This is a genomic window from Desulfolithobacter sp., assembly GCF_054025815.1.
This window is the reverse complement of the sequence record NZ_JBPMMS010000034.1, coordinates 137,384-152,210: the sequence shown is the minus strand read 5'-3', so window position 1 is coordinate 152,210 and position 14,827 is coordinate 137,384. Positions and strand designations below refer to the sequence as shown.

Sequence of the window (14,827 nt, the reverse complement as noted above, 5' to 3'; positions counted from 1 at the left end):
GGGAAAGAAACCCGCCACAGACCTGCACTTTGTCAACCCCCAGGTAAGCACCTTAACCAACATCCACTTTAATCGATATTACTGCAACGAATGTCATCTGGACATTCAGGATAAAGGTAAGAAACCGTTGTTAAGGTTTGACGATCTTACCCGGACCTGCCGCTGTCACGGCTATACCCCCGACACCTATACCCATCCGGTGGGAGTCACCCCAGGCCCGGATAAAAAAGCCAAAATCCCCCCCCACTTCCCCCTCACGGATGGAAAAATCACCTGCAACACCTGCCATGACCTGCGGCTTCAATGCCGCGATGACGCGACCCTGGCCCGTGTAAACCCGGCCTTCCTTCGTATCAATCCCTTTCTTTCCCGTACCGCCATCTGTTTTCAGTGCCATGATGAGCGCAAATACCGGATGCTCGACCCCCATAACCAGCTCGACAAGCAGGGACGTATCCGTGAAGACAAGTGCCTGTACTGTCATACCAGGGTGCCGGATGTTGAGTATGGGGCCCTGAGAAAAAGGCGGCCCGGCGATGAAGAGGTTTCCCTGATGGGCAATCTCGATGCGATCTGCTACCGGTGCCATTACAAACAGACCAAAATGCACCCGATCAATGCCAATCACCTCAAGAAACCAACCAGAAAAATTCTGCGCTCCATGCGGCGGGCCGAACGGAAGTTCGCCATCGTCATGCCGCTGGACAGTTCAGGCAAGATAACTTGCATAACCTGTCATAATCCACATGAAAAGGGGGTGATACCATCAAGAAGAACGGCTTCCGCAGGAGCGGGAGAACGCGCCAGGCTCAGGCTGCCAAGGGTGGCCGACAAGATATGTTTGGCATGTCACAGTAACAATTAAGGAAGGGGAGGCTATGGCATTTACAACTATTTCCCGGTCAGTACTGGCTGTGGTGGTAGCACTGGTTGTCTCATACTGTCTGGATTGGGAGGTACAGGCAGCGGATATGGGCAACTGTCTCTTGTGTCACAAATATCCAGGATTAAGCCGGGTCGATGAAACCGGTCGGATGAAACTGATGTTCGTCAATGAGGACATTTTCAACAAAAGTGTCCACTCCAAGGTCAAATGTGAAGGCTGTCATACAGATATAACAAAGATTCCCCATGATCCTGCCAAACCGGTGGATTGCCTGACAGAGTGTCACATAGTTGAGCCGACAAGCGAACAAAAGTTTTCCCACCGGGAGGTGGAAAAATATCTCAATGATAGCGTGCACGCCAAAACAGACGAACAGGGGAACCTGAAAAAATACAGCGAAGATATGCCGACCTGTAAGGATTGTCACGACAATCCGCTGTTCCGACCTCTGGCCTTTGTCAAGAAAGTCCGGCCGGGAATCGCGGAAGAGGCCATGGGGCGGTGTCGGGTGTGTCATAAAAAAGAAGATTTCATCTTCCGTTTCTACAATCACATAACAACCAGGATGCATAAGAGCCGCAGTCCTTTAAATATCGCCCAGGCCTGCGGAAAATGTCATGACGATCCGGAACTGGTCGCCAGGCACAACCTGAAGACCAAGGCCGGATATTCCTACAGCGAAACTTTTCACGGCAAGGCGGCCAACCTGCTCGATGAAAGCGTGCCGGACTGTCTGGACTGTCATGTGGTCAAAGGGACATCCGTACACCAGATGTATGGCAATGATGACCCGAGATCATCAACTTATCCAGCCAACCGCGAACAGATATGTAACTCTGTGGACTGCCATCCAGGCGCTTCGGTGAAATTCGCCAACTACAAGGTACATGCGGAGTACAGCAGGATACAGAATCCGGTGATTTACTGGTTCACCACCTTTTTCATTATTCTCACCGGCGGCACCCTGCTGCCTTTGATGGGAATAATGTTTCTGGACCTGTTACGCAGGCTGTTTCCAAACGCTACCATTATGCGCAGGAGGAAATAACGATCATGGCAGGAAAATATCCACCGATCAAGATAATCAAAGGCAAGAAATATTTTTACCGCTTCGATCTGAATCAGCGTATTCAGCATATCATTCTGGCTGCGACGGTCATCATCCTGGTGCTGACAGGCATGCCGCTCAAGTTTGCGAGCAAGCCATGGGCTCCATATCTATATAATATGTTTGGCGGAATTGATGTCGCCCCCATGGTTCACAAGATTACCGGTGCCATCATGCTGGTTCTTTTCGTCTATCACGTCTACTGGCTGGCAACAACCATCAACCGGAACCACCTGTTGCCTCTCAAGCGGGAGGGCAAACTGACATTTGGCAATGTAGTCCGGGTACTGCTCAGGCTGCCGATGGTCCCGAACATGAAGGATGCCAGGGATATCGCGGGACTGATGAAGTATCTTTTTTTCCTCACCAACGAACGGCCGGCCGGAGACGAATTCACCTGGAAGGAAAAGTTTGACTACTGGGCCCCGTTCTGGGGTATTTTTGTCATTGGTATAACAGGGATAATCATATGGAATAAAGAGTTTTTTACTCATTTCATCCCTGGCGATGCCATCAATTTCTGTTTCATCGCCCACAGTGACGAAGCCCTCCTGGCGGCCCTGTTTCTGTTTATCTGGCACTGGTACAATGTCCACTTTTCCACTTCGGTATTTCCCATGGGAACGGTTTTCATCACCGGATACCTGCCGGAGGAGCTTATGCGGGAAGAGCATTACGAGCATTATGTCCGGGTTATGAAGGAGATGGGGCTGGAAGACGAGATTCTCCCCCCCCACGGCGGGCACAGTTCACCCTGCGATGCGGATGATAAAGATGGAAATGATCCTGATGTGCCAGAAAATCATCCGGAGACAGGAAACGGTATTCACCAGGGAGGGACAGTGGCATGAAATTGAAATGTTTTCTTACCAAGATCTACATCATTTTCTTTATGGGCCTGGTGGTTTTCTTCATGGTTCTCATCTGGAATCTTACCTTTGCCCACCTCATTCACGAGTATCACGCCCGCAAGGAGATACAGGAGGGGCTGACCCACAAGGAAAAGAAAAAGAAAGATGATAATTTTGAGCAGATCATACTCAAGAGCGAAAAGAGGGTGAAAAACTATCTTGGCTACCGGGTGCTCGAGCAGCAGTATATTGAGGGACATTTCCATCATATCGGGCTTGATATAGCTCCGGACAGGCATTCGTACTGCAGTTCGTGTCACGGGGACATGCCACATGACGCAGTCAACAAAGATATTCGGGCTTTTTTGAATATGCATGCCTTTTTTGTCGGTTGCCAGACCTGCCACGTCAAACAGACACCCGAACAGGCTACCGGAATTTACAAGTGGTATGACCGGGATACAGGGGCGATTGTCGACAGCCCTGTAACCGGTGCATCTCCGGGAACCTATGGAGCCAAAATAATACCCTTTATCCGGGAAAACGGGAAACTGGTCCGGATCGACACCCAGGACAAGATAGATTTTGTCAACGAGTACCGGAAGATGGAAAAAAGCCTCAGCGAGGGGCAGAAATCCAAGGCCAAAAAGATCATCCACAAGGGAATCGACAAAAAACCGGTGATGTGCCAGGAATGTCACCGCAAGGAAAATCCTCTCCTGCCTCTTGCCGCCCTGGGCTACCCCAAGGAACGCATCGACTCGATCACCAGCACCGAGGTTGTCGGCATGATCAAAAACTACACCAAGTTCTACATGCCAAAGATGCTGCATCCGGGCGAGAGCACAACAGCGCCCGCCCAGGATCAGGCCAGGCAGTCTCCGGAGGGCTTTCCGGCAGACAAGACGGGCCAATGATCAGGAAGTTTTTCTGATCGTACAGTACATTGACAACAAGGAGGTAACGGTGCTGCATCGTGGAAGAAAATCCGGGAGACCACTGTCGGCGGCGCTGATTTGTTTCGCCTGTCTGGTCATACTCGTCAGTACAATCCCTGCCCTGGCAATTGAGCTGACCATGGTGCGGCACCGTTTCGACATTGTCAAAGAGTTCAGGCAGCCAAGCGATGTGGCGGTCAATGACCAGGGTGACATTTACGTGGTGGATGGAGTCAACCACTGTGTCAAGGTCTTTGGCGCCGACGGCCGTTTTCTGTTCAAATTCGGCACCCGCGGTGAAGGTCACGGGGAGTTTTCATATCCGCTCGGTATAGATATTGACGGGCTGGGGAGGGTGTATATTGCCGACTCCGGCAACCGGCGAATCCAGGTTTTTTCCGCCCGGGGCAGGTTCATCACCCTCATACCGGTGACGTCCACGGGCGAGAAACCGGCCGACCCCGTGGATATAGGGGTCACCCGGGAGGGAACGGCAGGCTTTGTTACTGATAACGACAATCATGTAATTCTTAAATATGATCTTGTCTCCGGGCGGCTCCTTGCCCGGTTTGGCCAGCCCGGTATCGAGCGCAAGGAGTTCAGGTATCCTTTTCTTGTCTCCCTGTACAAAGACAAATACATCCACATCGTTGACGTAATAAACACCCGGGTGCAGGTCCTCACTGATACGGGTAAATTTGTGACTTTTATTGGCGACTGGGGGGTGGAGAAAGGACAGTTTTTCCGGCCCAAGGGCGTGGCGGTCGATCGTGACGGCCTGGTGTATGTCAGTGATTCGTACATGGGAGTGATCCAGGTTTTTAACATTGAAGGTCATTTTCAGTCGGTGATAGGGGATCCTGAAACCGGCAAGGTCATGCGCTTCAATACTCCGATGGGAATGTACATCGACCGGAATGACAAGTTGTATGTAGTGGAGATGTTTGGGGAACGGGTCAGAGTCTTTGATATTTTGAAAAATTAGGGTCTCGTCGTCTATGATGGTATCGGGAGTGAGGCTGCACACCCCTGGCACCGGTATCTTGGTGCTGTTCATACTGTTGCTCCTGTCCGGGCCTGCCCGGGCGGAAGATACGTCTGTGGAAGCACCACGCAATCCCAGTTCGGCCAAAGAGTGTGCCCTTTGCCATTATCGCTGGATAGATACCTTTTTCATTGACGGACGCGGTTCAGACCTGGTGCCCTATCAGGCCGAAAAGGTGGTTGCCAGCGCCGAGATATGTTTTTCGTGCCACGATGGCAGTGTGGTGGATTCCAGAGACCGGGTTTATAACGATCGTCGGCATCCTGTCAACAGACCCCCTCCGCCTGACATGGAGATCCCGTCCACATTTCCCCTGGATGAAAACGGCTTCATGCAGTGTGCCACCTGTCACACAGCCCACGGTGTTCCCAGCGAAATGGGAATTGAAAAGACCATATTCATACGAGCTTCAAATGAAAATTCCGCCATGTGCCGGATGTGTCACAGTGACAAGACCGGTGGGCCGGATCGGGGTAACCATCCTGTGGATACAACCCGGCTCGATATCTCTCCGGAACTGGTCCGCATGGGCGGAGTGGTCGGAACCGAAAAGAACCAGGTCATCTGCGAAACCTGCCATTCGGTTCATGGTGCGGCAAACGACAAGTTTCTGGTCGACAGCGCCTCAGGAGGGGCCCATCTCTGCCTGGATTGCCACGCGGACAAGGCAGGGATTTTGGGATCGAGTCACGACCTGCGTACAACAGCGCCACAGTCTGTGAACCTCAAGGGAAAAATTCCCGAGGAGTCAGGGGTCTGTGGAGCCTGTCATCTCGTGCATGGCGGCAGCAGGGTGGTCCTGTGGGGGCGGGAGATGCCGGATAAGAGCAGCGGTTCAACCTCCCAGGATTTTTGTCTCAGCTGCCATCGGGAGCAGGGTGTGGCCCCGAAAAAGTTGCTCAGCGGCTTTTCCCACCCCCTGGAGGTACCTCTTTTTGACAAGGGAATGCAGCCGGAGTTGCCGGTCTATGACCTCCGGGGCCAGGCGGTCTCCCTGGATCGGGGCGTGCTTACATGCGCCACCTGCCATGATCCCCATCGCGGGACGACACAGAAAACCGGCGCCCGGGGCAAAGAGCACTTTCTCCGCCAGGCAGTGACTCCTTCGCCAGACCTCTGTCGTCAGTGTCACCCAAAAGAAGCTTTAGTGGAAAGGACAGACCATGATCTGCTGGCATCCGGGAAAGATCTGACCAATATCCAGGGAGCGTCACCTCCACAGAGCGGTCCCTGTGGAGTTTGTCACTTGATTCATAACTCCGGGAACAAAGAGCTGTGGGCCTTGCCTTTGTCTGCTTCCAGGAGATCTCCTCCTTCTGAATCCGTTTGTCTTAGTTGTCACAACCGACGAGGTATTGCCTCGAAAAAAGTGATCAGGAGATATTCTCATCCGGTCAATATCGATCCGGCGCGAAGAAAGATCAGCACCACTCTGCCCCTGTATGACCGCAATGATTTTCGAAAGGATGACAAGGGGATCATGACGTGTCTCACCTGCCATGATCCCCACAGATGGGATCACAGGGAAAAAAAGGTTCGCTTCACCGCCGGAATGGAGGGTGATGCCCGTAACAGCTTCCTGCGTTTGCCGGCCTCTCCATCACCCATACTCTGCGGTGACTGTCACAAGAAAAAAAGATATGTGGAAATGACCGAGCATGACATGATTGTCATGGCACCGGCCTCGACCAATATCAAGGGACAGCGGCCCCTGGAATCGGGAACCTGCGGAGCTTGTCATATTGTGCACAACTCCAGGAACAAAGTGCGCCTGTGGGCCCGGAAATTTGGCCGGGGCGCCGGAATCATGGACCGGATGTGCAAGTCCTGCCACCGCCGGGGTGACCTGGCCGAATCCAAGGTGCCGCGGGTGGACTCTCATCCCGAGGGGATGCTGATCACCAATGTTGGACGCAACATCGAGGGCAAACCCAATTATTTTCCCCTGTACGACAACCGGACCGGCAAGAAGGTGACAGTAGGTGATATCGCCTGTGCTTCCTGCCATGAAGTGCACCAGTGGGATCCGCGATATGACAGAATTGGCGCCGGTGTCAATGTGGAAGGGCGGGCCACCAACAGTTTTCTGCGCAAACAGACCTATTCGATCATGTGTATCGACTGCCATGGCCTGGATGCACTGTTCCGCTTCAAGTATTATCACAACTCCAAGCAGCGTGGACCGGATCTCAACCGGTAGGTATTCGCTGTGTCCAGCCTTAAATCAGGAAAATCTTCTGCCAAAAGCAGGCTTTTAAACCGCCACAATCAGGAAAAACCTTTTTTTCTTTGTCCTGAATCCTGTAATATGCTCTACTGGATTGTGTGCCCGCCCCTGACGACATGAACATGCTTGATGGCGATGCAGTTCGGCGGGGGCCTTGATGGTCTGGCACAACAAATTTTTCCTTCGGGCATGGTATTGCCTGATCACAATCCCATCCCCCTGTTGTATTGGATTTGTTCTGTGAAATTGGAGGCACAGGACATTATGAAAAAGTATAGGTAGGCAACAAAAAGAAGGAAAAAACTGTTCAAAAGGAGGAGGAAGTAATGGTTAGAGTGCACCAGAGACGGCACAAACCGTGCCAGGTGGTCAAGGTCGGTACATCATGGCCAGTGTATCTGCTGGCGGTTCTGACGATTGTTTTGTTCGTCACAGCCTCGCCCCCACAGACACTGGCCGCAAAGAGCGCGCAGGGCGGAAAGGCGAAAATCGTTGTTGTCTCGCCACCCGATGGCGCCTTTCTGACAGAGAAGACGGTATTCCTTGCCGGACACATCAAAGGAGCCAAGACAGACAAGATTGCTGTAACCGGAGTGGCCACCAAGGTAGCCAAGGGAATCATTCCGGTCAAGGATGGTACCTTCGGAACCCTTATTACGTTCAAAAACGGACAGAATATCATTACGATATCAGGGGGCGGCATCAAAAAACAGATAAAGGTTTATTATGCGCCAAAGAAAAGCGTGAAGAAAGGCGCCAAGCCACCAAAAGGGTTCAAGAAATTTTATGTACATGCCAAACCGGCTGAGCTCAGCTGCAAGGAGTGCCACCGCAAGCGGCGGGGCAAGTATAATTTTACCCGGCTGATCCCGGCCCGTTCCAACTGTACCACCGGAAAATGTCACTCCGACATGGGCAAAGCACCCCATGTTCATGGTCCTGTAGGAGCGGGGGTCTGTATCTCCTGCCATAATCCCCATGGATCGTTTGAACCGCTGCAGCTTGAGCGCACCGGGCAGGAAATCTGTCTTGTCTGTCACGAGGGCAAAAGAAAGGATCTGGAGGCCAATGTTGTTCATCCTCCGGTTGAAGAGGGGTGCGTAGACTGTCACGATCCGCACCAGTCTCCCATGCGGTTCCAGTTGCGCGGTGATGGCAAGATGGTCGCAAGCCTCTGCTTCAACTGCCATGAAAAAGACATGTTCACCCAGAAACATCAGCATGGACCCGTGGGTACCGGCGACTGTATAGCCTGTCATTACCCGCACAGTTCCGCCAATGAAAAGTTGCTGATCGCACCTCCGGACAATGGAAAACTTTGTTTTGAATGTCACGAGAACGTACGGGAGCAGCTTACCAGAAAAAATACTCACGAGCCCGTGGAAGAGGACTGCAGCACCTGCCACGATCCGCATAGTTCGGGTACCCGCTTTCAGCTGGTGGCTCCCCCCAAAGATCTCTGTGCCAGCTGCCACCGGGATGTGTCCCCGGACATTTACAAGGCCATTGATACGGCTAAGTTCAAGCACGAGCCGGTCTCTAAAGGCGAATGCACCAAGTGCCATATGCCGCACGGCTCTGATGTCACCTCTCTGCTCAAGGGCAAGGGCATTAAGCTGTGCGGAACCTGCCACGAGGACCTGGACGATCAGATTGCCGAGAGCAAGAATCTCCATGGCCCGGTCAAGACAGGCAGCTGTAACGAATGCCACAATATCCATGGCTCGGAGTTCAGCCGCCTCCTGGTGCGCTATTTTCCAGAGGAATTTTATACCGAGTATCAGCCTCAGAAATACGATCTCTGTTTTGGTTGCCATAACAAAGACATAGCCAAAAAGAAAAAGACCACCAAGCTGACCAACTTCCGTGACGGCAGCTACAACCTGCACTTTTTCCATGTCAACCGGAAAAAAGGGAGAAGCTGTATAGCCTGCCATGATCCCCACGCGAGCAGCCAGGCCAAGCATATTCGCTACGAAGTGCCTTTTGGCCGCTGGTCGTATCCCATCGAGTTTACGCCGGTCAAGACCGGTGGAGGCTGTGTGGTCGGCTGCCATGCCCCGAAGAAATATGACCGGAACAAACCTGTGGAAAAGCATGGAAAGTAATTTCTCTTCTGCTTCCGGAACTTTTTATGGACCTTTGGTCCTGAAATTTTCAGGTATATTCCGCAGAGAGGAAAATAAAGCCACAGCCTGACGGAGTGCTTGCAACATGCTGAAAACAAACAAAATTTATCAGAGAGTCAATTTTCTTCTATTCTCGCTCTTTATCGCCGGTTTCTTTGTCGTCAACGGAACCGGCCGGGCAGAATCTTTTCCCTTTCGTTCCCTGAAAATCGGCAAACCGGCCCCTGATGTCGAGTTTGCCGGTTACGGGGCCGAGACCGGCACCTCCATACATGCCCATGCCGGAAAACCTGTCCTGCTTGTCTTCTGGGGGGGAGACCTGGCAGCGAAGAAAAAACGGACCATCAAGGTACTGAAGGTGGTCAAGAAACTGCAACCCTATCTCAAAGAGAAAGGGGTGGCCCTTCTCGTGGTTAATGTCCAGAACGACAGTGAAGATGTGGTCAGAGAGGTCATGGAAAAGACCGGGCTGGCCGTTCCTCTTTATGTCGACCCCGACCGGACTGCGTATGGCAAGTTTGGTCTTTATGTCCTGCCCTCGGTGCTGCTAATCGATGCCAAAGGCAACGTTGCCGGCGGCGTTGGATACTCCAAGGATATTGCCGAACGCCTCCGGGGGGAGGTTGAGGTAATGCTGGGCACAAAAACCCGGGAACAGCTCGAGGCGGAGTTGAATCCGGAAATGAAGGAAATCCCCAAGGAACAGAAGCTGGCCAGGCGCCACATGCACATGGGTATAACCATGAAGAACAAAGGCATGCTGGAAGCAGCTGTCCGTGAGATGAAGAAAGCTCTGGAGCTGGATCCACAGCTGACTGAGGCCCGGGTCGAACTTGGTTGCCTTTACGTTGATCAGGACAAACTTGACGAGGCGATAAAGGAGCTGGAAACCGGACTGGACCAGAAGCCCGATTCTCTCAAGGCGGAGATCTGTCTGGCCAGGGTCAGCATGAAGATGGGCGAACTGGAGGAAGCATTGGCCGACATGCAGGCGCTGCTCTTTCGCCATGGTCGTGACCCGGACCTCCATTTCCTGATCGGCACCCTCCAGGAAAAACTTGGTGCGCCCGAAGAAGCTGCCCGGGAGTATAAAAAGGCATATGAGCTCCTGCAACGCAAGATGATGCTGCACGAGTGAGGCTGTTTTACTGGAACATGAAAAAAAAAGGCCCGGGGAGTTTTCTTTTCTTCTCTCCGGGCCTTTTTTGTCTGGAACAAGATCGCCTGCCCCTTGCGAGACCAAACTCCACCGCCGAGGGCAACAGGGCTGTTGTGAAGGGCGGAAAACCTTACTGGCCAAGTGGAACAGGTTGGAGAACATCCGGACCCTGCTCAACTTCTTCCGGGGTTTTCACCTCTGGCTGCTGATCGTTGTTCGGATTCTGGAACAGCGGGAACTTGTATTCAAAGGCAATATCCAGTACCTGGACCCGATGGTTGAAGAGATCGGCAACCAGAAGGTACCCATCCCTGGTCAAAGCCAGCGAGGTCGGAAACTGAAACCAGCCGGGTGCGCCCCCCATCCCTCCGAATTCATGCATGAACGTCCCGCCCATGTCGAAAATAAGTATCGTGTGGCGCATGTAGTCCACCACGTACACCGCCTTTTTCTCCTCATCCACCACCAGGCCCCTGGGACGACTCATCTTGCCGGTGGAACCGCCTTTCTGACCAAAAGAGAAGAGAAGTTCCTCGTTGTGGGAGTAGACATATATTTTACTCGTCTCCTCGCTGAGGATATAGATGTGCCCTGCCCTGTCAATGACCACATCGGTAACCTTGACCGGCCCGTGCCCTGGCTTGTCCTCCTGCTTTGAATCTTTGGCTTTTCCGGGCAGAAGGCCTGGCGGAAGCAGTTCTGTCATATCCAGGGTGTCTTCTTCCTCTTCCCGGGGAGAGGGCGCTGCTGTGCCGCCGGCCGCAGCTTCTTCAGGGTCCCCCCCAAACATGTTGGCAAGGGTTGCCTCCTTGAAGGCTGCCGGATCGTAGACACGATCCATGGGCCGCAGCCAGTGAGAAAAATGACCATCCTGATCCAGGACCAACAACCCGCGGGTGTTTTGTCCGCTAACATAGATCTTTCCTGTCAGGCCGATGGCCATGTTCCGGGGCGAGAAGTTCGGAGCTTCGGGCACCTGGTCAAAAACTATTTCGCTTACCTTGAAGAAAGCCGGATTGAACAGGGTTATCCGTCCCGGCCTCTCAGAAGTTGCTCCCTGGCAGACATAAATCGTCCCGTTGGGGTGGATGTAAACGCCCCTCGGGGCATCCACACCGCGTCCAGGCCCAAGAGAGACAGTGGGAAAATAATTAGGACCGTAAACAACAATCTTGCTCTTGCCACCACCGACCACATATATTTCATTCATGTCCCGGTCATAGGTGACAAAGGATGGATAACGGAGGGAATCGCCGAGTTCGTCAAACCTGAGCAGGGAAATCACCTGGACATCAACACTACCGCCCTCCTCACCTGCGGCGCCGCTTGCTCCAGACGCCGGAAACAGGACCGAAAACAGGGCCAGGAACACCAGAAATGGCAGCGTTGAGCGGCCATATCGGTCAACGATGGCATTTACTGCAGACATGTCCACCAAGCAGATCACCTATGAGCATATAACGGTAACTGGAACCATGGGGGTTGTGGCAGCTGGAGCAGGAAAGATCACGTCCTTTCCGGCGTGGATCCGGCTTGCCCTTGAGGGGGTGGTTTCCCACCGGATGACCCTGCTCGACCCCCTGAAGTTCAATATGACAGCTCGTGCAGAGATCGTTGATGGGTTTGTGGAGCTGAAAACGGTTCGCGCTGGCGTGGGGGCTGTGACAGGCTATACATCCGCCACCCTGGATGATGCCGTGGGAATAAAATCCGATGCTTTTTTTTGCCGTATCTTTCTTGTCGGCATGACAGCCCACACACAGATCACTCATACTGTCGGCCCAGAGTTGAAATTTGTACCTGTCACCATGTGGATCGTGGCACACTGTACAGTCACCGGTGCCGACCGGTCCGTGTACGTGTTTCTGATCACGAAATTTCTGTTTGTTGACGTGGCATTCAAAGCAGATTTCATCCACCCTGCCGGTCAACATGGTAATCCTGGTCTGTCCTTTTCCCTTACGGTGACAGCTCATGCAGTAAACATTCGCCGAGGGACTGTGCAGCCACATGGACTGGCTAATCAACTGTCGGTGACAGGAAAAACATACCGGAGAAAAATCTTCATTCTTTTGCAGCCTCTTGATATCCAGATTGGCATCCTGTGGCAATTTTTCCGTGTGGCACTTTCCACACTCCCCGGGCACTACGGCGTTGCGATGAAAAAGATGGGCGGCCGCGTCTTCGAAGTCGACACCCAGCAGCGTCCTTACAGGGCGGTATCTTATTTTCAGTTCACGTTCATCGGGGTAGATGATGTAGGTGTTGGTCCCTCTTTTCATCGGCAGGGTGTAATGAACGTAATCCACACCGTTTTTCTTCCAGTGTCCCAGAGCATCGATGACCTGGGTTTCTCCCCTGCGATTGAGAACATGTTCAACCCTGAGATATGCCAGTTCCTTCTGGTTGGTGACCTTCAGGATCAGAGTGGTGGTGGACCTTCTGGCCTGAATCATCAGCTTGCCCTTACCCGGGTCCGGGGTCAGAATTGTGTAGGCGTGGGCCAATCCCGGTAAAAACACGATGCATGAAAAAAGCAGGGCACAGAGTCTGACCAGGGCCGTGGGACATAACTTGTTCAGGCAGGGCATGATGTATTTTTACCTTGTTTGAGGACACCAGCTTCAGCGTACGTCTGCAACTGAAGAAGCCGGTTTTTTCGATGGTACGTGTCGCTTCTCAGGTTCGGAGCCGGGACAGGCTCTCCTCCAGCTGGAGAAGAGCATTTTTGACCAGTGCTTCGTCGCCGCTTGACACGGATTTTTCCACTGTACGGAATTTTTCCTTTATATCTTGTACATATTCACGGATACTGCCCGTGGTCCTGTTGACTTCGCCAGCCAAATCCACGAGAAGGTCACCGTTGCGCAAACGGATTTCCTTGGTCAGTTCCCCTTCCCGCACCCGTTCCAGATCTTTTTCGATCCTGTATACCGGACCGGCGATCTTCTGAGGCAGAAACATGGCCAAAAGAAATCCTGCCACCATGCTCACCACCGATCCTGTGAGCAGCACCGGCAGCAGAAGATCACTGACCCGGCGGATCTTGAGATGGGCATCGAAAAACGATGAGGTTATTTCGCTCCTGGCATACAGATAGAGTATGAGCGCTGCCACCAGGGAACAGAGCAGTACTATACCGCTTATGCGGATAAGCAGCCACTTCTGCAGCTCTTTTTTGACCGCCAGGTTGAGTTTTTTTCTCTTTATTTTCTGGCCCGAATGCCCTGCGTGTTGCGGCTGAATTTTTGTTGTACCGTTCATGGCCTCTAACCCCATATATCACACCGATTTAGCCATAATTGCGATGGCAGTCTATACACAGATCACGCTTGCTGGCTCTTCTTATCCTGGCCTCGTTTTGCGAGGCGTGTGCCTCATGACAGCTCATGCAGGTGATACGCCCGTCCGAGAGAACGGGATAGTTCTCCGGGATCTTTACATTTCTTGAAGGGCTGACATTGATTGGATGGGAAACTCCATGCCAGTATTGCTCGTGGCATGCACGGCAGACCATCATGTTGGTCTCGTAGCTGCTCTTAAGCGGTACATGCTGTATGGATGCCCCGAAAGTATCTTCGCCCTGGATTTCCATTTTCTTTCTATTGGAACGGCGCGTGGTTCCTATCGACAGGTAGGTTGGTTGATCGGCTGCGAAGTGGAACAGGTAGTGGTTCCCCTTTGCATAAAAGTGGTGCTCTATCTGAACGGAGCGATCCGGCACCGGCGCTTCGGAAAGCAGGGAACCAGGGCTGAACTGTCTGCCAGAAAACCGATGCACCGGTGATCGGGCGACATTCCCGAACATATCCCTGGCCTCTATCATATAAAGATATGTCTTTTTGAGTTTGACCGGGGAAAGTACTGTTGTATGCCTGGTCGCCAGCACCGGGTTGTACGGCGTCGTGTTTTCTTCCGGCCGGCGGATACCGTACAGGACTTTTACTGTGGCAGGCTCATCTGTTTTCCAGCTTATCACCGCACCGGGGATGACACCGCGTTCGATCCCAAGGAAGTGGACGTCGCTGATCACCGGTGGCTTCCGGTCGTTTTCAAGCCGCGGCAGGGATTTCAGCGGCGGAGTCGTATAGGAAAGGATCTCAGGCCGTCCCTCCGGCCCAGCCTTGCGAATAAAAATGGTCTCGCCGATTCTTTTGGCCGGCACGAGAAAAAAGTGGTTCCGGTCGGGCTGGTAATGGTTTTTCAGCCAGTGTATTTTTTTTGGTTTGCGCACGCTTTTTACGCTCTCCGGGCGCTTTTCTTTTGCAGACAGTGAATCGGAACTGCCGGAAGCAGCGGCCACATGGCAGACAACGCAGTTCTGCTCCAGTACAGGGGCATGGATATGGGCCATGCCCATGGCCCGACCAAAGGTTTCGGCATGGCACTTGAGGCAGTCCATAGGATCGGTTTGCGCAACACCTGCCTGTGCCTGCAAGGAAGGCATCGTTGACAGGATAGACAGCAACAGCAACAAAAACCAG

General features: G+C 52.7%; 12 protein-coding genes. 8 read left to right on the top strand and 4 right to left on the bottom strand.

The window, feature by feature from the left end:
• The first annotated feature begins 127 nt into the window (after positions 1 to 127).
• From ACXJJY_RS08855 to ACXJJY_RS08820, 8 genes are all read left to right on the top strand, one after another.
• Positions 128 to 865, top strand: a complete 738-nt coding sequence (locus ACXJJY_RS08855; protein WP_456387093.1) for a hypothetical protein — start codon at positions 128 to 130, stop codon at positions 863 to 865.
• 13 nt (positions 866 to 878) lie between these two features.
• Complete coding sequence (locus ACXJJY_RS08850; protein ID WP_456387091.1) at positions 879 to 1,934, top strand: cytochrome C; 1,056 nt, start codon at positions 879 to 881, stop codon at positions 1,932 to 1,934.
• Positions 1,935 to 1,939: 5 nt separating this feature from the next.
• Positions 1,940 to 2,845, top strand: coding sequence for a formate dehydrogenase subunit gamma (locus tag ACXJJY_RS08845; protein WP_456387089.1), 906 nt, complete (start codon positions 1,940 to 1,942; stop codon positions 2,843 to 2,845).
• Complete coding sequence (locus ACXJJY_RS08840) at positions 2,842 to 3,762, top strand: hypothetical protein (RefSeq protein WP_456387087.1); 921 nt, start codon at positions 2,842 to 2,844, stop codon at positions 3,760 to 3,762. Before ACXJJY_RS08845 ends, ACXJJY_RS08840 begins: the two co-directional genes overlap by 4 nt.
• Before the next feature lie 49 nt (positions 3,763 to 3,811).
• Entirely contained in the window at positions 3,812 to 4,768 is a 957-nt protein-coding gene (locus ACXJJY_RS08835; protein ID WP_456387085.1) for an NHL repeat-containing protein, read from the top strand.
• A 115-nt stretch (positions 4,769 to 4,883) separates the two neighbouring features.
• On the top strand, positions 4,884 to 7,028 hold the full coding sequence (locus ACXJJY_RS08830) for a cytochrome c3 family protein (protein WP_456387083.1): 2,145 nt from the start codon (positions 4,884 to 4,886) through the stop codon (positions 7,026 to 7,028).
• Between the two features lie 353 nt (positions 7,029 to 7,381).
• Positions 7,382 to 9,163, top strand: a complete 1,782-nt coding sequence (locus ACXJJY_RS08825; RefSeq protein ID WP_456387081.1) for a cytochrome c3 family protein — start codon at positions 7,382 to 7,384, stop codon at positions 9,161 to 9,163.
• Between the two features lie 106 nt (positions 9,164 to 9,269).
• The gene (locus ACXJJY_RS08820) at positions 9,270 to 10,322 is read left to right on the top strand and encodes a tetratricopeptide repeat protein (protein WP_456387079.1); all 1,053 of its coding nucleotides are present in this window, start codon (positions 9,270 to 9,272) and stop codon (positions 10,320 to 10,322) included.
• A 151-nt stretch (positions 10,323 to 10,473) separates the two neighbouring features.
• Here ACXJJY_RS08820 and ACXJJY_RS08815 read toward each other — a convergent pair whose 3' ends face one another.
• From ACXJJY_RS08815 to ACXJJY_RS08800, 4 genes are all read right to left on the bottom strand, one after another.
• Positions 10,474 to 11,772, bottom strand: coding sequence for an NHL repeat-containing protein (locus tag ACXJJY_RS08815; protein WP_456387077.1), 1,299 nt, complete (start codon positions 11,770 to 11,772; stop codon positions 10,474 to 10,476).
• Positions 11,747 to 12,934 carry a cytochrome c3 family protein gene (locus ACXJJY_RS08810; RefSeq protein WP_456387075.1) on the bottom strand — a complete coding sequence of 396 codons (1,188 nt, stop codon included), beginning with the start codon at positions 12,932 to 12,934 and terminating at the stop codon, positions 11,747 to 11,749. The genes ACXJJY_RS08815 and ACXJJY_RS08810 overlap by 26 nt, the downstream gene beginning before the upstream one ends.
• Before the next feature lie 88 nt (positions 12,935 to 13,022).
• Entirely contained in the window at positions 13,023 to 13,607 is a 585-nt protein-coding gene (locus tag ACXJJY_RS08805; protein ID WP_456387073.1) for a methyl-accepting chemotaxis protein, read from the bottom strand.
• Between the two features lie 28 nt (positions 13,608 to 13,635).
• Positions 13,636 to 14,745 carry a cytochrome c3 family protein gene (locus ACXJJY_RS08800; RefSeq protein ID WP_456387071.1) on the bottom strand — a complete coding sequence of 370 codons (1,110 nt, stop codon included), beginning with the start codon at positions 14,743 to 14,745 and terminating at the stop codon, positions 13,636 to 13,638.
• Between the last annotated feature and the right edge of the window lie 82 nt (positions 14,746 to 14,827).

Bases quoted from the DNA above. Each gene is read 5' to 3' on its own strand.
- ACXJJY_RS08850 (WP_456387091.1), top strand. From the start codon at position 879: ATGGCATTTACAACTATTTCCCGGTCAGTACTGGCTGTGGTGGTAGCA.
- ACXJJY_RS08845 (WP_456387089.1), top strand. From the start codon at position 1,940: ATGGCAGGAAAATATCCACCGATCAAGATAATCAAAGGCAAGAAATAT.
- ACXJJY_RS08840 (WP_456387087.1), top strand. From the start codon at position 2,842: ATGAAATTGAAATGTTTTCTTACCAAGATCTACATCATTTTCTTTATG.
- ACXJJY_RS08825 (WP_456387081.1), top strand. From the start codon at position 7,382: ATGGTTAGAGTGCACCAGAGACGGCACAAACCGTGCCAGGTGGTCAAG.
- ACXJJY_RS08820 (WP_456387079.1), top strand. From the start codon at position 9,270: ATGCTGAAAACAAACAAAATTTATCAGAGAGTCAATTTTCTTCTATTC.
- ACXJJY_RS08815 (WP_456387077.1), bottom strand. From the start codon at position 11,772: ATGTCTGCAGTAAATGCCATCGTTGACCGATATGGCCGCTCAACGCTG.
- ACXJJY_RS08810 (WP_456387075.1), bottom strand. From the start codon at position 12,934: ATGCCCTGCCTGAACAAGTTATGTCCCACGGCCCTGGTCAGACTCTGT.
- ACXJJY_RS08805 (WP_456387073.1), bottom strand. From the start codon at position 13,607: ATGAACGGTACAACAAAAATTCAGCCGCAACACGCAGGGCATTCGGGC.
- ACXJJY_RS08800 (WP_456387071.1), bottom strand. From the start codon at position 14,745: ATGGACTGCCTCAAGTGCCATGCCGAAACCTTTGGTCGGGCCATGGGC.